18 protein-coding genes are annotated in these 20,512 nt (G+C 74.8%); 12 read left to right on the top strand and 6 right to left on the bottom strand.

The features are described 5' to 3' along the window. The first annotated feature begins 23 nt into the window (after positions 1-23). The 3 genes from ABD901_RS37730 to ABD901_RS37720 are packed head-to-tail and all read left to right on the top strand — an operon-like array spanning position 24 to position 3,513. Entirely contained in the window at positions 24-1,439 is a 1,416-nt protein-coding gene (locus ABD901_RS37730; protein ID WP_345134675.1) for a B12-binding domain-containing radical SAM protein, read from the top strand. Continuing rightward, entirely contained in the window at positions 1,436-2,284 is an 849-nt protein-coding gene (locus ABD901_RS37725) for an NAD(P)-dependent oxidoreductase (RefSeq protein ID WP_345134673.1), read from the top strand. The genes ABD901_RS37730 and ABD901_RS37725 overlap by 4 nt, the downstream gene beginning before the upstream one ends. Then, positions 2,281-3,513 (top strand): serine hydrolase domain-containing protein, encoded by a 1,233-nt coding sequence (locus ABD901_RS37720; RefSeq protein WP_345134671.1) that lies wholly within the window; start codon positions 2,281-2,283, stop codon positions 3,511-3,513. Before ABD901_RS37725 ends, ABD901_RS37720 begins: the two co-directional genes overlap by 4 nt. A 1-nt stretch (position 3,514) precedes the next feature. Here ABD901_RS37720 and ABD901_RS37715 read toward each other — a convergent pair whose 3' ends face one another. Further along, positions 3,515-5,542 carry an RICIN domain-containing protein gene (locus ABD901_RS37715; RefSeq protein WP_345134669.1) on the bottom strand — a complete coding sequence of 676 codons (2,028 nt, stop codon included), beginning with the start codon at positions 5,540-5,542 and terminating at the stop codon, positions 3,515-3,517. A 611-nt stretch (positions 5,543-6,153) separates the two neighbouring features. On the opposite strand from ABD901_RS37715, the gene ABD901_RS37710 reads away from it, so the two are divergent. The 3 genes from ABD901_RS37710 (at position 6,154) to ABD901_RS37700 (ending at position 8,042) form a co-directional block, all read left to right on the top strand. Continuing rightward, on the top strand, positions 6,154-6,885 hold the full coding sequence (locus ABD901_RS37710) for a GntR family transcriptional regulator (protein ID WP_345134667.1): 732 nt from the start codon (positions 6,154-6,156) through the stop codon (positions 6,883-6,885). A 17-nt stretch (positions 6,886-6,902) separates the two neighbouring features. After that, positions 6,903-7,577, top strand: coding sequence for a deoxyribose-phosphate aldolase (gene deoC, locus ABD901_RS37705; protein WP_345134665.1), 675 nt, complete (start codon positions 6,903-6,905; stop codon positions 7,575-7,577). Between the two features lie 126 nt (positions 7,578-7,703). Then, the gene (locus tag ABD901_RS37700; protein ID WP_345134662.1) at positions 7,704-8,042 is read left to right on the top strand and encodes a hypothetical protein; all 339 of its coding nucleotides are present in this window, start codon (positions 7,704-7,706) and stop codon (positions 8,040-8,042) included. Between the two features lie 80 nt (positions 8,043-8,122). Here the strand turns inward: ABD901_RS37700 and ABD901_RS37695 are convergent, their stop codons facing one another. Both ABD901_RS37695 and ABD901_RS37690 read right to left on the bottom strand, forming a co-directional pair. Next, positions 8,123-8,452 (bottom strand): YciI family protein, encoded by a 330-nt coding sequence (locus tag ABD901_RS37695; RefSeq protein WP_345134660.1) that lies wholly within the window; start codon positions 8,450-8,452, stop codon positions 8,123-8,125. A gap of 17 nt (positions 8,453-8,469) precedes the next feature. After that, positions 8,470-9,474: a LacI family DNA-binding transcriptional regulator gene (locus ABD901_RS37690; RefSeq protein WP_345134658.1), complete on the bottom strand. Its 1,005-nt coding sequence runs from the start codon at positions 9,472-9,474 to the stop codon at positions 8,470-8,472. 201 nt (positions 9,475-9,675) lie between these two features. Between ABD901_RS37690 and ABD901_RS37685 the strand changes: the two genes are divergently transcribed. Further along, positions 9,676-9,930, top strand: coding sequence for a DUF3303 domain-containing protein (locus ABD901_RS37685; RefSeq protein WP_345134777.1), 255 nt, complete (start codon positions 9,676-9,678; stop codon positions 9,928-9,930). Here ABD901_RS37685 and ABD901_RS37680 read toward each other — a convergent pair. Continuing rightward, entirely contained in the window at positions 9,830-10,426 is a 597-nt protein-coding gene (locus ABD901_RS37680) for a hypothetical protein (RefSeq protein ID WP_345134656.1), read from the bottom strand. The genes ABD901_RS37685 and ABD901_RS37680 overlap by 101 nt on opposite strands. A 78-nt stretch (positions 10,427-10,504) precedes the next feature. Between ABD901_RS37680 and ABD901_RS37675 the strand changes: the two genes are divergently transcribed. Then, positions 10,505-11,824 (top strand): ATP-dependent 6-phosphofructokinase, encoded by a 1,320-nt coding sequence (locus tag ABD901_RS37675; RefSeq protein ID WP_345134654.1) that lies wholly within the window; start codon positions 10,505-10,507, stop codon positions 11,822-11,824. 4 nt (positions 11,825-11,828) lie between these two features. On the opposite strand, the gene ABD901_RS37670 is transcribed toward ABD901_RS37675, so the two are convergent. After that, positions 11,829-12,293, bottom strand: a complete 465-nt coding sequence (locus ABD901_RS37670; RefSeq protein ID WP_345134652.1) for a VOC family protein — start codon at positions 12,291-12,293, stop codon at positions 11,829-11,831. A gap of 39 nt (positions 12,294-12,332) precedes the next feature. Then, on the bottom strand, positions 12,333-13,397 hold the full coding sequence (locus tag ABD901_RS37665) for a 3-deoxy-7-phosphoheptulonate synthase (protein ID WP_380135097.1): 1,065 nt from the start codon (positions 13,395-13,397) through the stop codon (positions 12,333-12,335). A gap of 270 nt (positions 13,398-13,667) precedes the next feature. Between ABD901_RS37665 and ABD901_RS37660 the strand changes: the two genes are divergently transcribed. The 4 genes from ABD901_RS37660 (at position 13,668) to ABD901_RS37645 (ending at position 20,431) form a co-directional block, all read left to right on the top strand. Further along, on the top strand, positions 13,668-14,270 hold the full coding sequence (locus ABD901_RS37660; protein ID WP_345134649.1) for a class I SAM-dependent methyltransferase: 603 nt from the start codon (positions 13,668-13,670) through the stop codon (positions 14,268-14,270). A 173-nt stretch (positions 14,271-14,443) separates the two neighbouring features. Next, positions 14,444-17,245 (top strand): hypothetical protein, encoded by a 2,802-nt coding sequence (locus tag ABD901_RS37655; RefSeq protein ID WP_345134647.1) that lies wholly within the window; start codon positions 14,444-14,446, stop codon positions 17,243-17,245. After that, positions 17,242-20,049 carry a hypothetical protein gene (locus ABD901_RS37650; protein WP_345134645.1) on the top strand — a complete coding sequence of 936 codons (2,808 nt, stop codon included), beginning with the start codon at positions 17,242-17,244 and terminating at the stop codon, positions 20,047-20,049. The genes ABD901_RS37655 and ABD901_RS37650 overlap by 4 nt, the downstream gene beginning before the upstream one ends. A 130-nt stretch (positions 20,050-20,179) precedes the next feature. After that, positions 20,180-20,431 carry a hypothetical protein gene (locus tag ABD901_RS37645; RefSeq protein ID WP_345134643.1) on the top strand — a complete coding sequence of 84 codons (252 nt, stop codon included), beginning with the start codon at positions 20,180-20,182 and terminating at the stop codon, positions 20,429-20,431. Positions 20,432-20,512 lie beyond the last annotated feature (81 nt).

Genomic DNA, 20,512 nt, shown 5'->3' with positions numbered 1-20,512 from the left:
GCCGCGCGGCCTACGGTCGGGGCATGCGGGTCCTGATGATTCTGCCGGCGCTCACGGAGGCGACGAGTCCGCTGTTCCGGCCGATCAAGTACTCCCTCTTCCCGCCGCTGGGCCTGGCCACGCTCGCGGCCTACCTGCCCGACGGCGACGACGTGCGCATCGTCGACGAGCACGTCGAGCGCTTCGACCCGGCCGAGGCCGAGCTGCCGGATCTCGTGGTCATCCAGGTGTACATCACCTCGGCGCGCCGCTCGTACGAGCTCGCCGACCACTACCGGGCCCGCGGGGTCTTCGTCGCCCTCGGCGGGCTGCACGTCACGTCGCTGCCGGACGAGGCCGCCGCCCACGCCGACGCGATCTTCCTCGGGCCGGGTGAGGACACGTGGCCGCAGTTCCTCGAGGACCTGCGGCGGCGGGCGCCGCTGTCGCGGTACACCTCGAAGGAACGAACCCTGGCGAAGCTCCCGCCGATCCGGCGGGACCTCATTCAGCGCCACCGCTACCTGGTGCCCAACTCGATCGTGGTGACGCGCGGCTGCCCGCACCACTGCGACTTCTGCTACAAGGACGCGTTCTTCGAGGGCGGGAAGTCGTTCTACACGCAGGCCGTCGACGACGCGCTCGCCGAGATCGAGCGGCTGCCCGGCCGGCACCTGTACTTCCTCGACGACCACCTGCTGGGCAACCGCCGCTTCGCCCGCGAGCTGTTCGAGGGCATGCGCGGCATGGGCCGGGTCTTCCAGGCGGCGTCCACAGTGGACGCGATCCTGGCGCCGGACCTGATCGAGGCGGCGGTCGCGGCCGGGCTGCGCAGCGTGTTCGTCGGCTTCGAGTCGGTGAACGCGGCCAACCTCGCCGAGCAGCGCAAGCGCCAGAACGTCGGGCGCGACTACGCCGCCGTCGCCCGGCGCGTCCACGATGCGGGCGCGATGGTCAACGCCAGCTTCGTCTTCGGCATGGACTCCGACGGGCCGGACGTCTTCGACCGCACCGTCGAGTGGGCCGTCTCGCAGGGCATCGAGACCGCCACCTTCCACATCATGACGCCGTACCCGGGCACCGGGCTCTTCCGCCGCATCGAGGCCGAGGGGCGCATCGCGCATCGCGACTGGGAGCTGTACGACACCCGGCACGTGGTCTACGAGCCGCGCGGGATGACGGCCCGCCAGCTGGAGGACGGCTACTGGCGCGCCTACCGGGACTTCTACCGCTGGGGCGCGCTGTGGCGGGGCGCCGCGACGCACGAGCGTTCCGGCGACCGGCTGCGGCACCTGGCGTACGCCGGCGGCTGGAAGAAGTTCGAACGCGTGTGGGACGCACTGATCCGCACGCGCCAGGTCCTGCACGCGTTGCCGCTGCTGGAGGCCGCATTGAGCAGCTTCGGCGGCCGCCGCCCGGTGCGCTCGGCGGCGCCCGCGCGTGCGACGATCGCTGCATGACACTGGCAGTGCTCGGCACCGGGATCATGGGCGCTGCGATCGCCCGCAACTGGCTCAGGACGAGCCGCGACGTGCGCGTGTGGAACCGCACCCGCGCCAACGCCCAGCCGCTCGCCGCCGACGGCGCGGTCGTGGCCGGCACCCCCGCCGACGCGGTCCGCGGCGCCGACCCGGTCGTCACCATGCTCTTCGACGCCGAGTCCGTCGCCGAGGTCATGCGCGCCGCCGCGCCCGAGCTCGCGCCCGGCACCCTGTGGCTGCAGATGAGCACCGTCGGGGCCGGCGGCGCCGACGAGCTCGGTGCGCTCGCCGCCGAACTGGGCCTGGTCTACGTCGACGCCCCCGTCCTCGGCACCCGCGGCCCGGCCGAGCAGGGCAAGCTCAACGTGCTCGCGTCCGGCCCCGAGGAGGTCCGCGCCCGCGTCGAGGAGCTCGCCGCGCCGATCGCGGCGAAGGTCACCTGGCTCGGCCCGGCCGGGCAGGGCAGCCGGGCCAAGCTCGTCGTCAACAGCTGGGTCGTGACCAGCGTCGCCGCCCTGGCGCAGAGCGTCGCCCTCGCCGACGCCCTCGACGTCGACTTCCTCTCCCTCGTCTCCGGCGGCGCGCTCGACATGCCCTACGCGCAGGTCAAGACGCCGCTCATGCGGGGGCGTGAGTACCCGGTCGCGTTCCCCGCGGAGGGCGCGGCCAAGGACGCCCGGCTCGTCGGCGAGCTCGCCGCCCGCGCCGGCGTCGACTCGTCCGTCGTCGACGCCGCCCGGGCCCTGTACGAGGAGGCGGTCGCCCGCGGGTTCGCCGCCGACGACCTGGCGGCCGTCTACGAGGCCATCCGCTCGCCGAAGTGACGCTGACCCGCCGCCGGCTGCTGGCCCTCGGCGCCGCGTCCGCGGCCGGCGCGGCGCTCGCCGGCTGCGATGCACCCCGCCCGCTGCCCGTGCCGGTGGCCGCGTCGCCGTCGTCCGCGTCGGCGTGGTCCATCCCGGTGTCGCTGCCCCAGCCGTGGGCGACGCCGCCGGTCACGCGCTTCGACGCCGGGCTGCGCGCCGCGGTGAGCCGCTACCTGCAGCCGACGCCGGAGCATCCGGAGCATCCGCTGTACCCTGGCGCCGCCTGCTTCGCCGCCGTCGACGGCCGCGGCGCCGCGCACTTCGCCGTCGGCGACGCGGTGCGCTACGCCGCCGACAAGAGCGAGCTGCCGGCCGCCGAGCGCGTGCCCGCCCGCCCCGACACCATCTACGACCTGGCGTCGCTGACCAAGGTGTTCACCGCCGTGCTCGCGCTGCGCCTGCTCGAGCGGGGCCGGCTCGACCTCGACGCGCCCGTCTCGCGGTACCTGCCGTCGTTCGTGGACAAGCCCGGCATCACCGTGCGGATGCTGTTCACCCACACCTCCGGCCTGTCGAAGGCCACCCCGCTGGCCGGCGGCCCGCCCGAGGCGCAGCTCGAGCACGTGCTGCGCGAGCCGCCCGTCGCGCCGCCCGGCACCGCGTACCTCTACGCCGACCAGAACTACATCGCCCTCGGCGCCATCGTCGCCGACCTCGCGCAGGACCGCCTCGACACCCTGGTGCGTACCCAGATCGCCGCACCGCTGGGCATGGCCGGCACCGGCTACCTCCCGCCGAACGCGCTCCTGCCGCGCATCGCCGCGACCGAGGGCCCGCTGCGCGGCACCGTCCACGACCCGTCGGCGGCCGCGTTCGGCGGCGTCTCGGGCCACGCCGGCCTGTTCTCCACGGTCGCCGACCTGGCCCTGTTCGGCCGGGCGCTGCTCGGCGGCGGCGGGCCGCTGCTGCGACCCGCCACCGTGGAGCTGATGCGCACCAACGCCAACGCCCGCTTCGGCCCCGCCGCCGCGCACGGCCTCGGCGTCGACATCGACCAGGCCCGGTACATGGGCCGGCTCGCCGGCCGCGGCGCGTTCGGCCACACCGGGTTCACCGGCACCTCGATCGTCATGGACCCGCACCGCAAGGCGCTGCTGGTCCTGCTGACCAACCGGGTGCACCCCGACGCGGCCTGGGGCGGCAACAACCCCGCCCGCAAGGCCGCGGCGGACGTGCTGGCCGGCTGAGTCAGCCGACCGTCCAGCGCTGGTTGGCCCCGCCGCCGCACGCCCACAGCACGAGCTTCGTGGCGTTGGCGGTGCCGTTGTTGTACGCGTCCAGGCACAACCCCGACTGCACACCCCGGATCGTGCCGTCGGAGCCGACCGTCCACTGCTGGTTGGCCTGCCCGTTGCAGTCCCAGATCACCACGGCGGTCCCGTTGGTGGTGCCGCCGTTGTAGGCGTCGAGGCATTTGGTGCCGTAGACGGTCAGCGCCTTGCCCGACGTCGAGGCCCACGCCTGGTTGCCCTGGTTGTTGCAGTCCCACAGCTGCACCTTGGCGCCGTTGGTACTCCCGGCGCCGTCCACGTCCACGCAACGCCCGGACTGCGCCCCGACGATGCCGAGCCCGCCGGAGAGCCCCCGGACCTCGATCGCGTCGAGATCCGGCGCCCACGCCCCGGAGTTGGCAAACGTCAGCGTGTTCGAACTGCCGGGATTCAGCGGTACCACAACGCTGACGCTGCCCGCCGTCGTCCACGACCCGGTCGGCGGGAACGCGACCACCGTCGCCGCCCGCCCGTTGACCTGCAGGGTCGCGGTGCGCCCGCCCGCGTCCCCGTTGACGTACGCGATGCTCACCACCGCATACCCGCCGTTCGCCGACGCGACCCCGTTGAACCGCAGCGTCCCGCCGTTGCCGACGCTGCCCACCTTCTGCCCGCCCGAGCAGCCGGCGCAGGCCACAACCGCCGCGCTACCGCCGCGGGTGTTCCCGGCGGCCTCGGCCTCGTACGTCGCCGCGGCCGCCTCGGTGCCCGACACCGTCAGCAGCACCGAGTCGAACGCCGGCACCGAGACGCTGTAGGAGGTGGCGGCGCTGCTCGTCTGCCCGGTCCACGCATTGCGCACGGACGCGGAGGTCGTCGCGAGCCCGAGATCGGCCCAGCGCACCGTCATCGTCGCCGCCGATCCGGTCCGGTTGAGCAGCGCGACGGCCCGCCGCCCGCTGCCCGACAGCACCTTCGCATAGGTCTGCTTGCCGGCGTCGTCGGCGACCTTCACCGCCTGCAGCCCTCGCGCATCCTGATCGACCGCGACGACGTCGGCGTTCTTCAGCGCCGCGACCGTCGTGGCGTCCAGTGTGGACAGATCGGCACCGAGCAGCAGCGGCGCCCCGGAGATCGCCCACAGGTTGAGGTGCGTGCGATTCTGCGCGGCGGTGAGCCCCGGCATGCCGGCGATCATCATGTCCGGGTCGTTGACGTACCCGGTGTGCTGCGCCGCCGGGTGCAGCCCGCGGTCGAAGTTGGTCAGCACCATGGACTGGTTCGCCGTTTGCCCCCAGTAGATGATGTCGGTGCTGGTGCGCCACATCGCCCCGAGCCCCGCCCCCCAGTCCCACGGGCTCTTCACGCCCCACTCGCAGATGGACAGCAGCAGCGCCCGCCCGGTCGTCGCGGCGGCCTGCGCGACCGCGGCACTGATCGAGCGGTAGGTCGCCTGCGGATCGAGCCCTTCGGCGCTGCCGCCGCACCAGTCGACCTTCACGAAGTCGAACCCCCAGCGCGAGAACTGCAGCATGTCCTGCGCGTAGTGCCCTTCACTGCCACTGCCGGGCGCGGCGGGCCGCCCGGTCGGGTAGTAGTACCCGCAGCCGTCGCGCCCCGCGTCGGTGTAGATCCCGGCCTTGAGCCCCTTGGAGTGGATGTAGTCGGCGATGGCCGCCATCCCGCCGGGCCACTCGTTCAGGTCGACCGTGATGTTGCCGCCCGAGTCGCGGGTGCCCTGCCACCATCCTTCGTCGATGTTGACGTACTTGTACCCCGCCGCCGGCAGCCCCGCGGCCACCATCGCGTCGGCCTGCCGCTTGATGACGCCGGCGTTGATATTGGCCGCAAAGCTGTTCCACGAGGCCCACCCCATCGCGGGCGGCGGCACCGCGACCTGGTTGCTGGTGACCGCAACGGTTCGCGGCAACTCCCCGCGCGGCGGCGCGGCGAGCAGCGGTACGGCAAGCAGCCCGGCAAGGATCAACGCAGACAGACGAGACACGAGCGCTCCTGACGTGGTTGGCGGTCCACGGACGTCGATGTTATCGCTAACATAGGGATGCTTTCGTCGTCAGTCAACGGTGACTTGTGATCGCTCACACGCAGGTCCTCGCCAGGACGGTTGCCGCCTCTCCGCCGCCGCTTCGTCGTTCCGCTCCCCGGCGCAGTCACCGACTGGCGCCATCGCCGGGTGGGCGCCGCCGCCGGTGGGCGCAGTCGCCGAGTGGCGCTGTTGTCGCGTGGGCGCTGCCGCTGGTGCGCAGTCGCCGATTGGCGCCATCGCCGGTGCGCGGGTCCCCGAGCGGCGCCGTCGCGGGTGGGCCGTCGGCGGGGGGCGCCGTCGCCGGTGGCGCGGCCATTTGTATAGACATTCGGTTGGCTATACAATTGACGCATCGGCACGCCGGCGACGGGCACGCGGCGCAGTGCCTCGGGCCGACGGTGCAATCGAAGCCGGCGGTGCGCTGCGGCCGTGCCCCGGGCTCGCGCGAATCGCGGAAGCGGGCCGGCGGTGGCGCTGCGCCCGCGGCGCGGAGGATGGCGGGGATCGGCCAGGCCGGCGCGAGCGGGGCCGGTGCGAGCGGGGCCGGCGCGAGCGGGGGAGAGGCGAGCGTGAGCCGGGATGACGAGTTCGAGCCGAAGTACCACCAGATCGAGCAGGCGCTGCGGGTGCGGATCGCCGGTGCCCGGGCGCACGATGCGGTGGCGTCCGAGGCGCAGCTCTGCGAAGAGTTCGGGGTGAGCCGGATGACGGCCCGTGCGGCACTGCAGCGGCTCGTGGCCGACGGGCTGGTCTATCGGCGGGTCGGGCGAGGTACCTTCGTCGCGCCGCCGGCGCCGCCGCGCAGGGCCGACATGCTCGTGCGGTTCAGCGCGGAGATGCGCAGACAGGGGCGGCGGCCGTCGTCGCGGCTGCTCGGGGCCGAGGTGAGGCCGGCCGGCGAGGTCGAGGCGGCGCAGCTCGAGCTCGGCAAGGGCCAGACCGAAGTGGTGGCCGTGTCGCGGCTGCGGCTGGCCGACGGGGTGCCGGTGGCGATCGAGCACGCGGTGTTCCCGGGGGAGCTGCGGGCGCTGCTGCACGCCGAGCTCGACGGGCCCGCGGCGCGGTCGCTGCACGAGGCGCTCGTCCGGCTCGGGCGGGAGCCCTCGCGCGGGCACGCGACGCTCGATGCGCGGGCCGCGAGCGCGGAGGAGGCGCTGCTGCTCGAGGTGCCGGTCGGCGCCGCGCTGCTGGTGGAGCGGCGGCTCATCCTCGACCGCGGCGACCGGCCGGTGGAGCTGACCGAGTCGCGGTACGTGGGCGCGCGCTACGGGCTGCAGGTCGCGTTCACGGTGGACAGCTGAGGAAAAAGGAGAGACGCATGCTTTCGGTACGGCAGGTCGCGAAGATGATCGACCACTCGCTCCTGCGGCCCGAGCTCACCCGCGCCGACGTCGCCGCCGGGTGTGAGCTTGCCGCCGAGTACGACGTGGCCTCGGTGTGCGTGAAACCGTGCGACGTGGCGTTCGCCGTCGGGCTGCTCGCCGGTACGGATGTCGCGGTCGGCACCGTCGCCGGGTTCCCGCACGGGGCGCACGCGACCCGGGTCAAGGCCGCCGAGGCCGCGGCGGCGCGCGACGACGGGGCGGCCGAGATCGACGTCGTGCTCAACATCGGGCGGCTGCGGGAAGGGCGCGACGACGAGGTGCGCGAAGACCTCGCCGCCGTGGTCGACGCGGCCGGCGGCGCTCTGGTCAAGGTGATCCTCGAGAACGCCTACCTGACCGACGAGGAGAAGCGGCGCGGCTGCCGGTTGGCCGAGGCGGCCGGCGCCGGGTACGTGAAGACCTCGACGGGGTTCGCGCCCACCGGCGCCACCCTCGAGGACGTGCGGCTCATGCGCGCGGCGGTGTCGCCGCACATCGGGGTCAAGGCGGCCGGTGGGGTGCGGACGCTGGATCTGCTGCTGTCCATGGTGGACGCCGGCGCCACCCGGTTCGGGGCGACGACGACGGCGGCCATGCTCGATGAGCTGGCCGCCCGTCGTCGCGACTGAGCGAAACGTGCGAGTTACTGCTGGGCTGCGCGGCGGCGGCCGTTGCGGTACATCGCGGTGCCGAGGCCGATCGCGGCCACACCGCCGAGGACGAGGCCGCCCAGGGTGCCGCTCGAGGTGCCGCCGGTGACCGGGAGCGTGGAGCTGCTCGGCGAAGCCGTCGTGTGGCTGGGCGAGGCCGAGGAGCGGCTGGGCGAGGCCGACATCGAGTGCGAGCGCGACGGCGACATCGACGGGGACTTCGACGGGGTCTTCGTCCGGGTCCTCGTCGGCCACGGGTTCGGGCTGTGCCAGCGGTCGTCCGGCTGGACCGACGTGGTCGGAGTGAGCGCTGCCGGCGCTCCGCTGCTCGCCGACCAGGCCGCCAGGGCGCCCGGGCCGACGATGATCGCGGCTGCGCAGCCGGCGGCGGCTAGTGAGAACTTGAGAACGGCACGTGACACGAGGCCTCCCAGCATCCTTTGAACAAACGATGCGGAAAGCAAAGACCCGGTGGTGGTGGGCCGGGCCTCACATTGCGAGGCGAACTGACGGCGGGTTAGTCCTCACCCGGCGGGCGGAAGTGCGGGCGACATGACGACGGTCCAGGTGCGGACCGTCACCGCGAGCAGGCCCGAGCGCACAGACTCGTCATCCTGCTCGGCCAGGCGGCGGGCGTCCTCGAGGGATTGGGCGGCGAGGACCGTGACGCCCTCGCCCTCGCCGGTGTCGTTGTCCTCGAGCGGGCCGGCGGCGATCAGCGTGCCGTCGGCGGCGCGGCGGCGCAGGAACGCCAGGTGCTCCTCGAATCCGGGCTGGTCCATGGGGCGGACGCCCTCGATGGCGGCGGGGCCCGGGCGGTGCTGCAGGAGGTACCAGATGCGGGGACGCGTCATGCCTAACAGGATCGCACTCAGCGGCCGGCGGGTGGGGCCGTCGAGGAGCGCACCACGAGCTCGGTCGCCAGCTCGATGTGCAGGGCGTCGAGCTCGTGCTGCTCGAGCAGGCGCACCAGCAGCGAGACCGCCATGCGGCCCATCTCCTGCAGCGGCTGGCGCACCGTGGTCAGGCCCGTCGCCTGGGCCAGGTCGAGGTCGTCGAAGCCGGTGATGGACAGGTCGCCGGGCACCCGCAGGCCGCGCTCGGCAGCGGCGGACAGCGCGCCGACGGCGGCCTTGTCGTTGAAGCAGACCAGCGCCGTCGGGCGCTCCGGCAGGTCGAGCAGCTCGCCGGCGGCGCCGTGGCCGCGATCGGTGTTCGGCTCGACGCTGCGCAGCAGCTCGCCGGACGGGAGCACGCCGACGTCGGCGAGGGCGGCGTTGTGCCCGGCCAGCCGGGCGTCGCTGGCCAGCCACTCGGTCGGGCCGCCGATGACGCCGATGCGGCGATGGCCGAGCTCGACCAGGTGCGCGGTGAGGCGGCGGGCGCCGGCGAAGTGCGCGGCGGAGACCGAGACGATGTCGCGGGGCAGGGTGGTGCGCGGGTCGACGACGACGAACGGGATCCGCCGCCGCTGCAGCTCGACCAGGTCGTCGCCGGGCTCCGGCGGCAGGATGACGATGACGCCGGTCAGGCCGTCGCGGCCGTCGAGGTCCGCGAGCAGCGGGGTGCGCTGGGCCGCCTCGCCGGCGGTGAGCACGAGCTGGCGGCCGTGCAGGGTCAGGGTTTCGGCGATGGAGGAGACGATGAGGCCGAAGTAGTCGGTCAGCACGTACGGGCAGCGGACGAAGACGGCGCCGCCCTTGGGCTTGCCGCTCTGGCCGATGCGCGCGCGCAGCCGCTCCGCCGCGTCGTGCACCAGGGCGCGGGTGGCCGGCGTGACCGCGTGGTGGTTGTTGAGCGCGCGCGAGACGGTGGCGATCGACATGCCGGTCTCGGCGGCGATGTCGCGGACCGTGACCCGCCGGTGGCCGGCCATCGTCACAACCCCCGTTCCATGATCAAAGCATAGAGCTTCTATTAGGACTCTTGACAGTTAAACGCCGTGGCTGTTTCCTGATGTCCTGCGATGTTACAGGATGTTTCATTCGTTACACGCAGCTGAAGACGCCCGGGTCCCGGACGGCGACGGTGGGGTGGTCGTCCGGGACCCGGTCGTTATGTTGGTGCGGTGCTGTTCATGGTGATCGAGCGGTTCCGCGGCGGTCAGCCCCGCCCGGTGTACGACCGGGCGCGCGAGCGCGGCCGGATGCTCCCCGACGGCCTGCGCTACGTCGACAGCTGGGTCGCGGCCGACTTCGCCCGCTGTTTCCAGCTGATGGAGTGCGACGACGTCACGTTGCTGATGGCGTGGGTCGCCCGCTGGAGCGACCTTGTCGACTTCGAGATCGTTCCGGTCGCCCCGTCCGCCCAGGCGTCGCCGCTGATGGCCTGACCGCCCGGTGCCGCGGCCACTCCAGCTCCAGCCGGTCGCCGACCGCGAGGCCGGCCCAGCGCTCGGCAACCGCCCGTAGCGCGGCCGTGGCCGTGGCCAGCTGCTCGACGGTCAGCGGCTGGAACGGCTCCTTCGCCGCGAACCGGGCCAGCTCCGCCTCGGGCAGCTCGGCCGCGCGCTCGCACAGGCCGCCGATGAGCTCGGCGCGCTGCAGCAGGTCGCGGTGCTCGCGGATCAGCTCCTTCGAGCGCTCGGCGGCGTGCGGTGGCCGCCGTCCGCAGACGTGGGTCATGCTGCGGAACACCACGCCGCCCGCGATCGAGCCCCAGATGCCGTCCGGGATGCGCAGCGCGTCCTCGACGGTGTAGTGCACCAGGTCGTGCGGCGTCTCGCCGGTGATCGGGCCGGTGTTCATGCGGTAGACGACGCCGTCGTCGCGCGCGATGACCACATAACCCCACTCGTGGTCGGCGAACCGGATGAACGTAACCCGCATCCGCCCACCATGGCCCCGCGCAATGGGACGCATCAACCGATTAACCGGCCCGAAACGGCACTGCCCGACCATGAAGGCATGGTCGATGAACGCGCACAGCTCGAGGTCAGCCGGCTCGGCGAGTGCCGGATCGACTCGCCGCTGTCGGCGATGCTGCGCCGGCAGCGCACCACGCAGCACTACGTCGACGAGGACGACCGGGTGCTGCTGGACGACACCGTGTCGCTGCTGGCCGCGCGCGGCGTGCCGGTCGAGGAGCTGCCCGGCTTCGAGCCCGGCGGGCCGCGCTCGAAGATCTACTTCGACCCGTCCAAGACCCGGGTCGGGATCGTCACCTGCGGCGGGCTCTGCCCGGGCCTCAACGACGTGATCCGGGCGCTGGTGCTCGAGCTGACCAACCACTACGGCGTGCGCCGCATCTTCGGGTTCCGCAACGGGTACCAAGGCATGACCGCCCGCTACGGCCGCCCGGTCGTGGACCTGGACCCCGACGCGGTGGCCGGCATCAACGAGTACGGCGGCACAATCCTGGGCACCTCGCGGGGCAACCAGGACCCCGACGAGATCGTCGACTGCCTCGAGCAGCTCAGCGTCAACGTGCTGTTCGTCATCGGCGGCGACGGCTCGATGCGCGGCGCCCTGCGCATCGCCGAGGTCGTCGCCGAGCGGGGCCTGCGCATCGCGGTCGTCGGCGTGCCCAAGACGATCGACAACGACATCCCCTACATCGAGCGCTCCTTCGGCTTCCAGACCGCGTTCGGCAAGGCCACCGAGGCGATCCGCGCCGCGCACGTGGAGGCGACCGCGTTCCCCAACGGCATCGGCCTGGTGCAGCTCATGGGCCGGCACTCCGGCTTCATCGCCTGCTACGCGGCCCTGGCCAACAACGACTCCGACTACGTGCTCATCCCCGAGGTGCCCTTCGCCCTGGACGGGCCGGGCGGGTTCCTCGAGCACCTGCGCCAGCGGGTCGTCGAGCGCGGCCACGCCATGGTGGTCGTCGCCGAGGGCGCCGGGCAGGAGTACCTCTCCGCGAAGGGCGTCGACGTGTCGGGCAACGCGCGGCTGGAGGACTTCGGGCGGTACCTGCGCGGGCGCATCGCCGAGCACTTCGCCGCCGCCAGAGTCGAGGCCAACCTCAAGTACATCGACCCCAGCTACACCATCCGCAGCGTGCCCGCCGACCCGTACGACAGCGTGTACTGCATCCGCCTCGCGCACGCCGCCGTGCACGCCGCCATGGCCGGGCGCACCGAGATGGTGGTCGGCCGCTGGCGGGGCCGGTTCGTCCACGTGCCGATCGCCCTGGCGATCAGCTCGCGCAACCTCGTCGACCCCGACGGCGACCTGTGGCTGTCGGTCCTCGAAGCGACCGGCCAGCCACCGGTTTTCGCATAGAGACCTAGAGGCCCTGCGATCCGGCCTCGCGGCGCATCATCTCGTTGAACGCCTCGTCCTGGTGCTGCGGCGGGCGGTGCGCGGTGTAGACGACCGTGTAGCCGTCCGGGTCCGTCGCGTGCACGTCGCGGGTGTTCCACGGCGTGTCGAACGGGCCGTGCACCGAGCCGCCGCCGTGCGCCCACGCCCGTTCGGCGAGGGCGTCGAGCTCGGCGATGTTCGCGCTGACGCTGTACGTCCACCCGCCGCCGGGCGCCACCGGGCCCGGGCGCACCAGGATGTCCTGGTAACGCCAGCGCCGCAGGTGCACCAGCACGGGCCCCTGCGGCCCCGGCATCGAGAACAGCTCGATGAAGTCGAGCCCGTTGACGTACCAGTCGACGGTGCGCGCCAGGTCGGCCACGGTGAACGTGACGAACGCCGGCATGCCGTAAATGTCGCGGGTGATGGCTTCGGTCGGGGTTTCCATGGCCGCGACCGTAGGGTCTCCCGTCGCTGGAGACTCAAGTCATGCGGCGCGGCGGGCGCGCACCGCGGCGGCCAGGTCCTCCAGCAGCAGCTCGGTGTCCTCCCATGACACGCAGGCGTCGGTGACGCTCTGGCCGTACGTCAGCTCGCCGCCCAGGTCCTGCCGCCCGGCCACGATGAAGCTCTCCAGCATCACCCCGGCGATGCCGTCCTGGCCGGCGGCGACCTGCTCGCCGATCTCGCGGGCCACCGCGGCCTGGCGCACGTGGTCCTTGCCGCTGTTGCCGTGGCTCGCGTCCACGATCAGCCGGCGCGGCATCTGCGCCTTCTCCAGCCGCGCGAGGGCGTCGGCGACGTCGCCGGGGCCGTAGTTCGGGCCGGTGCGGGAGCCGCGCAGGATGATGTGGCAGTCCGGGTTGCCCGTCGTGGAGACGACCGCGGCCCGCCCGTCCTCGTCGACGCCGAAGAACACGTGCCGGCTCGCCGCGGTGCGGCAGCCGTCGATGGCCACCTGCACGTCGCCGTCGGTGCCGTTCTTGAACCCGACCGGCATCGACAGGCCCGAGGCCAGCTGCCGGTGCACCTGGCTCTCCGGCGTCCGCGCGCCGATCGCGCCCCAGGAGACGGCGTCGGCGATGTACTGCGGGCTCGTCGGCTCCAGGAACTCGCACCCGACCGGCAACCCCAGGCCGAGCACGTCCAGCAGCAGCCGGCGGGCCAGGCGCAGGCCGCGGGGCACGTCGAAGGTGTCGTCGAGCCCGGGGTCGTTGATGAGCCCCTTCCAGCCGACGGTGGTGCGGGGCTTCTCGAAGTACACCCGCATGACCACGGCGAGGTCGGCGGACAGTCGCTGCGCCGCGGCGGCGAGCCGGTGCGCGTAGTCGACCGCCGCCACCGGATCGTGCACCGAGCACGGCCCGACGACCACGAGTAGTCGGTCGTCGGCGCCGGTCACAATGCCGTGCACGGCCTCGCGCCCGCGCTGCACGACGGCGGCGCGCTCGTCGTCCATGGGCAGCTCGGCGGTGAGCTCCCGCGGCGTGACCAGGGGCTGGTAGCCGGTGACGCGCAGGTTGCTGGTGTTGGTCATGGCCCGTCTCTCCATTCGATGCGGTGGGGAGGCGGGCCCGGTGGAAAACCAGCCCGCCGTGTGACACGACGAAGGGCAGAGACCGAGGTCTCTGCCCTTGCTGGCTCCGGGTGAACTAGGTCAGCGCAAGTGACCGCCGGCTCCACCCGGAGCCACGGTAAACGCGCGATAGCAGAAGTTCACGCAGACATCGTACCCCACGAGCGAACCCCGCGGACGTGACGCGCGCCTCGGTCGAGGCCTCCGGGCCGCGCTACGTTGATCACAGAGGGAAGGAACGAACGCATGGCTGACGAGAACGCCTGGCTGCGCCGCCGCGCGGAGGAGCCCGAGCACGTGAACTGGTACGTGCAGCGCTTCCGCGACCTGGCCGCGAGCGGCGCCGACCTGGCCGGCGAGGCCCGCCTCATCGACGCGATGGTCCCGCGATGCGCCCGCATCCTCGACGCGGGCAGCGGCACCGGCCGGGTGGGCGCCCGCCTGCACGCCGCCGGCCACGAGGTCGTCGGCGTCGACCTCGACCCCGACCTGGTCGCCGTCGCCGAGCAGGACCATCCCGGCCCGACCTGGCTGACCGGCGACCTCGCCGAGCTCGACCTCCCGGCCGCCGGCATCAAGGACGGCTTCGACGCCGTCGTCTGCGCCGGCAACGTCATCGCGTTCGTCGCACCGTCCACCCGCGTCGAGATCCTGCGCCGCCTGGGCGCGCACGCCGCGCCGGACGGCCGCGTGGTGATCGGCTTCGGCGCCGGGCGCGGCTACGCCTTCGAGGACTTCCTGGCCGACGCCGCCGCGGCGGGCCTGCACCAGGACGTCCTGCTCAGCACCTGGGACCTGCGCCCGTTCACCCCGGACTCCAACTTCCTGGTGGCCGTCTTCTCCCGGTGATCCGCCTGCCGGACTCCGCGGGTGCGCGGCAGCGTACCGAGCACCTTCCGCTGCCAGGGCACGCCGCCGGAGACTTTGAGGTGGTGTGGGTGGAGCGAAGCTCCCCCACCGCGAGCGCAGCGAGCAGATAGACAGGGCCTTTACACGGAGACGATCTCCGCTAGGGTCGTTGCGTGCTGGGGCTGGTCTTCGGCGCGCTGCGGGCCCGGTGGGTGCAGGCACTCGTCATGGTGGTCCTCGCCGCGCTGACCGTGGTCGCGGCCATGGTCGCGGGGCGAGCCGCGGGCACGGCCGGGCGCGACGCTGCCCGGGCGCGCATCGACCAGGCCACCGTCGCCGAGCGCACGCTGCGGGTGCGCGGCCTCGTCGCCGCCGGCGACCGGCCCGAGGACGCGCTGCGGCGCATCGACTCGCTCGTCGACGCGCCCGTCGAGCGCAAGGCCGGCGGGATGCGGCTGCCCGGCAGCCTGCTCGACGAGTCCGGCGGGCGGCGGCAGACGGCCGAGCTGCGGTACGCCGACGGGCTGTGCGACAACCTCACGCTGCGCGACGGGCGCTGCCCGGCCGCCGACGGGGAGGTCGTCCTGCCCGACGACCTCGCGCGGCTGCTCGGCGCCGGGGTCGGCGACCGGCTGCAGCACGAGTCCGGGCTCGTCGCGACCGCCGTGCCGCTGCGGGTCGTCGGCGTCTACGCGCCCGCCGACGCGGGCGGCTGGTTCTGGTCCGGGCAGGACGGCGTCGCGGCGTACACCACCGCGGCGACCATCGACTCCGCCAAGGCCACCGTCACCGTCACGATGGCCGCGCTGCTGCGCCCCGAGGCGTTCGACGACGCCGGCGGGCTGCGCACCGGCCTGGACCGGCTGCGCGGCGCCCGCTTCGAGGCCACCTCGGGCGCGCCCGCGCTCGCCGACGCCGTCGCCGCCGACCGGCGGGCGGTGAGCCGCGGCATCGGGCTCGCCGAGGTCGAGATCCTGCTCTTCGGCGGGCTCGCCATCGCCGTCGCCGCCGCGTACGCGGCGCAGGAGCGGCGCGGCGACGCCGCCCGGATGGCGATCCGCGGGCTGCCGACGTGGCGCATCCGGGCCGCGACCGCCGGGCAGAGCATCCTGCCGCTGGCCCTCGGGTCGGTGTGGGCGCCGCGGCTCTTCGCCGCCGGCGTCGTCATCGTCGCCGCCGCCGACTGGAGCGCCACCCGCGGCGGGGTCGGCGAGCTCATGCGCGACGTGCGGCCGCGCCGGCCCCTCGTCGCCGCCACCGCCGAGGTGTGCGCGCTCGGCCTCGGCGCCGCGGCGCTGTTCCAGATCGTCGCCGCGCCCGCCGCCGACGTGCGTCGCGACGCCGGCTTCGGGCTCGCACAGGTCGCGCCGCTGCTCGTCGCCGCCGCGCTCGGCGTGCTGGGCACCCGCGTGCTGCTGGCCGCCGCCGGGCTCTACGGGCGCCACGCGCTCGCCGCCGGGCGCCTCACCGCGGCCCTCGCCGGGTTGACGCTGGGGCGGCGCCGCACGGCCTACCGCATCATCCCCGTCCTCGCCGCGGCCACCTGCGTCCTCGGGCTCGCGGCGCAGGACTACGCCGGCGGCGCCGACGCGCGCGCCCGGCGCGCCGGCGTGGAGCTCGGCGCCGACCGGGTCCTGCCGGTCGCGCCGGTCAACCGGGAGCGGCTGCTCGCCGCCGTGCGCGCCGCCGACCCGGGCGGCCACGAGGCGATGGCCGTCGTCGTCACCGGGCCGTCCGGCGGGCCTCCGGTCATCGCCGTGGACAGCGCCCGGCTGCGTTCCGTCGCGGGCGTCGACGGCGCCGCCCTGCACCCGGCAGCGCCCGCACCGCTCGCGTTCTCCGGCACCGACCTGCAGCTCGCGGCGTCCGGCGACGGCGCCCGGGTGCGGCTGCTGCTCGGCGTCGACGGCACGGGCGAGCAGGTCGTCGCCGAGTTCGGGCCGCTGAGCGCGCAGCCGGCCCGCTACCGCGCGACGGTGCCGGCCTGCGTGCGCGGCTGCCGGGTCGAGGCCCTCGAGACCGCCGCCGCTGTTACCGGGCAGGACCACGGCCCGGTCGAGCTGCGCGAGCTCGCCGCCGGCGGCACCGTCGTGGTGGCCGGCGACGTCTTCGCCGACCCGGTGCGGTGGCGCACCACGATCGGCCAGCAGGCCAGCGGCGTCCAGGTCGCGCAGGGCGGCGGCGGGCTGCGCCTCACCGACGTGCGCCCGCGCACCGACCGGCCCGTCGACAGCCGCCTCTACGCCGTCGACACCCCCGTGCCGCTGCCGGCCCTCGCCGCGGGGGAGGCCGCGGAGAACAACACCAACGACCAGCCTTCGGCGAGCGTTTTCGGCGTTTCGGTACCGCTGGATCTCCGCCCGGCCGCCCTCGTGCCCCGCGGCGGCGGCAACGGCGTGCTGGTCGACCTCGAGTACTCCGCCCGGATCGCCGCCGCGGCCGTCGGTGTGATCCCCGCCGCCGAGCACCCCGAGGTGTGGCTCGCCCCCGGCGCAAGCGGCGCCGTCGTGGACCGGCTGCGCGCCGCCGGGCTGGACGTCGGCGGCGGCGACAGCGTGGCCGCGGCGAAGGAGCGGGCCGGTCGGCTCGCGCCGGCCGTGACGCTGCTCGGCGACCTCGCCGCCGCCGGCGTCGTGCTGCTGCTGGCCGCGGTCGCCGCGTTCGTCGTCGCCGCCGTCGACCGCCGCGACCGCGATGCGGAGCTCGCCGCCCTGCGCCGGCAGGGCGTCGCGCACGGCACCGTGCGCCGGGTCGAGCGCCGCGCCGCCCTCGCGCCCGTGCTCGTCGCCGTGCTCGTCGGCGTCGCCGCCTCGGTCCTGCTGCGCCTGCTGGCGCCGCCGCCGGTCCGCCCGTTCTCCGATCGCTGGCCCGTGCCGGAGCCGTCCGTGCAGCCGCTCGCCCTGCTCGTCGCCGGGGCCGTCGCGCTCGCGCTGTTCGGCGCGGTCGCCGTCCTGCATCCCGGGCGGCGGCGATGACCGCGCTCGTGCTCGCCATGCTGCGCTCCCGCTGGGCGCGGGCACTCACCGTCGCCGTGCTGACCGCGCTGGCGACGGTGGCCGCGGTCGCCGCGCCCGTGTACCTCGACCGCACCGACCGGCGCATCGTCGAGTCCGAGGTGGCCCGCGCCGGCGCCGGCGAGCGCAACATCGTGGTCAACGGCACCGTCGAGGCCGGCGGCGACGGCTCGATGCCGCCGACCTTCGAGCGGCTCGCCTCCGGCTGGCTCGACGCGCCCGGCTACGCCACCGTCTTCAGCGCCCAGTTCGCCGCGCAGCCGGCCGAGCTCGAGGTCGCCTCCGCCGAGCAGCTCAGCCGGGTGTCCTACCGCGAGGGCCTGTGCGACCACGTCGTGGTCGTCGCCGGCCGCTGCCTCATGGGCGCCGGCGACGCGGTCCTCGGCGTGGCCGCCGCCCGCCAGCTCGCCCTGAAGCCCGGCGACGCCGTGCAGCTCAGCGCCTCCCTCTACGACTCGACGGCCAACCACTACCTGCGGGCCGGCCCGGCGACGCCGCTCACGGTCGTCGGCATCGTGCGGGCCCGCGACGGCACCGAGCCCTACTGGGGCAGCGGGGGAGCGCTCAACGACGCCGGCGGCCCGGCGTTCTCCATCGACCGGCGCACCCTGTCCACGTTCATCCGCCCCGCCGACCTGCAGACCTACGACGCCTACCCGCGGCCCGGCGCGATCAGCGTCGCCAACCTCGGCAAGCTGCGGACCTGGCTCGACGAGTCGCAGGAGCGCAGCAGCGGCGCCGCTCGCCTGGACACCGACCTCGGCGACCTGCTCGACCGCATCGCCGAGCGCCGCGCCGACGTGCGCCGCACCGTGCCGTTCGCCGTCGCGCCGGTGCTCGTCCTCGCCTGGGCGGTCATCATCCTGGCCGTCTCCGCGGCCACCCGGGCCCGCCGCTTCGAGCACGGCGTCATCGCGCTGCGCGGGGTCGCCAGGCCCGGCCGCTGGTGGCTCGCGACCGGCGAGACGCTGATCCCGATGGTCGCCGGCGCCCTCGCGGGGTTCACCGCCGCGGGCGGCTGGCGCACGCCCGGCGCGCTCACCTACGCCGCCGTCGCCGTCGTCGGCGCGCTGCTGGCCGGCCTGGCCGTCGGTGTCGCCACCGTCTCCGCGCCCGTGTCCGCGCTGCTGCGCCGCGTCGACGTGCGCGCCGGGCGGTGGGGCGCGCGGATCGCTGTGTTCGCCGCCGTCGCCGCGGCCGCCGCCACCGTGCAGGTGCGCGGCTCCGGCGGCGGGGTCGCCGCCCTCGCGCCCGCGCTCGTCCTGCTCGCCGCCGGGCTCCTCGCCGCCGTCGTCGCCCCGCCGCTGGCCGCCCGCCTCGGCGCCGCGGCGCTGCGCCGCGGCCGGCTCACCGCCGGGCTCGCCGGGCTGGGCCTGGCCCGCCGCCCGTCCGCGGCCCGGCTCCTCGCCGTGCTCGTCGTCGCGCTGTCCTCGCTCGGGTTCGCCGCCGCGGCCACCGCCACCGCCCAGCAGCGCCAGCAGGAGCGCGCCGAGGCCGAGACCGGCGCACCGGTCGTGCTGTCCGTCGGGGCGAGCAGCCGCCGCCAGCTGCTCGACGCAGTCCACGCCGCGGACCCCGGCGGCCGGTATGCGATGGCCGTGGTACCCCTCGAGGGCGCCCTCGCCGTGGACTCCTCCCGGCTGGCGAGCGTGCCGCTGTGGCCCGGCGGCGCCGCACCCGAGGGCCTCGCCGACCGCCTGCACCCGAAGCCGGCCGGCGACGCGGTGACGGTCACGGGCACCAGGCTGAGCCTCGACATCACCGTCACCCGCCTCGACCGGGCCGACGACTCGCTGTCGGTCGCCGTCGCGCCCCTCGACGGGCGCCCCACCGCCGCCGTCGAGCTCGGCGCGCTCGCCGCCGGGCGGAAGACCTACTCCGCCGACATGCCGTGCGCGGCCGGCTGCCGGATCGTGCAGGTGGCCGTGCGCTTGGCCGCGTTCGGCACCGAGCCCGTCGAGCTGACCGTCCACAATGCACCGTCCACCGCGTGGCAGCCCCCGCCCGGCGGCGCCGCCACCGCGTCCGGCGCCGACGTGTCCGTCACGCTGCCGCCGGGCACCGGGCCCGGCGCCGGCATCCTGCGCCCCGACGACGGGCCGGCCGTCCTGCCCGTCGCCGGCACCGGCCCCCTGCCGCCCGACGGGCTCTTCGTCGGCTTCGACAAGCAGCACCCGGCCCCGGCCGCCGTGGTCGCCTCGATACCGCGGCTGCCGCGGCTGGGCACCAGCGGGACGCTCGTCGACCTCGAGTACGCCGACCGCCTCGCCGTGGACAGCGCCGCCCACGACGCCGAGGTGTGGCTGAGCGCCGACGCGCCGCCCGCGATCGCCGAGGCCCTCGCCGCGGGCGGCCTGACGATCGACGCGCGGCACACCGTCGCCGACGCCCGCGCGGCCCTCGCCGGCGAGGGCGCGGCGCTCGGGCTGCGCTTCTACCTCGTCGCCGGCGTCCTGGCCGTCGCGCTGGCCGCGGCGGCGCTGCTCAGCGGTACCGTCGAGGCAGCAACGCCCGACCTTGCAGCGTTGCGGGCACAGGGCCTCGCCGCGCGGCGGGCCGCGACCGTGGAACCCCTCGCCGCCGTGCTGCTGGTCCTCGCGGCCGGGCTCGTCGCCGAGCCGGTCGCCGCGGCCGCGAGGGCCGCCGCCGCGCCGGCGCAGCTGCGCGGCCTCCCGCCCGCCGGGCCGCCCGCCGTCGCCCTCGGCGCCGCCATGGCCGCGCTCGCCGTCGTCGCCGTGCTCACCAGCATCCGCCGCCGGGCCTGAACCTCGACGCCGGCATCACCGTCGTCGCCGTGCTCACCAACATCCGCCGCCGGGCCTGAACCTCGACGCCACCATCGGCGCCGACTGGCAGGGCGGCGTCCTGCACTGGGACGGCACCGCCTGGTCCGTCGTGGCGCTCTCGCCCGTGCAGTTCACCTCGGTGGCGGTCTCGGGCGGCGACGTGTGGGCCACCGGCACCGTCAGCGGCGCGGCCGGCGCCGAGCCCCGCGTTGCCCGGCTGCGCGGCGGCGCGTGGACCGTGACCGCCTCGCCGGGCGCGACCGCCCTGCCCGCCGTCGACTCGGCCGGCGGCACCGTGGTCGCGGTCGGCACCGGCGCCGCCTCCGGCCCGCCCCTGGCCCTGCGCCTGGCCGTCTCCTGAGGGCCACAACATCCAACGTCCTATGTTCTACGCGTCTGTCCGGATTCGACGAGTTTTGATCCAGTCTCCAGGAATCCTCAA

The sequence above is a fragment of the Dactylosporangium darangshiense genome (genome assembly GCF_039537565.1).
In the GTDB taxonomy this organism is placed as follows: Bacteria; Actinomycetota; Actinomycetes; order Mycobacteriales; family Micromonosporaceae; genus Dactylosporangium; species Dactylosporangium darangshiense.
Note: the sequence above shows the minus strand (reverse complement) of the source record. Positions and strands in the feature narration are given on the sequence as shown.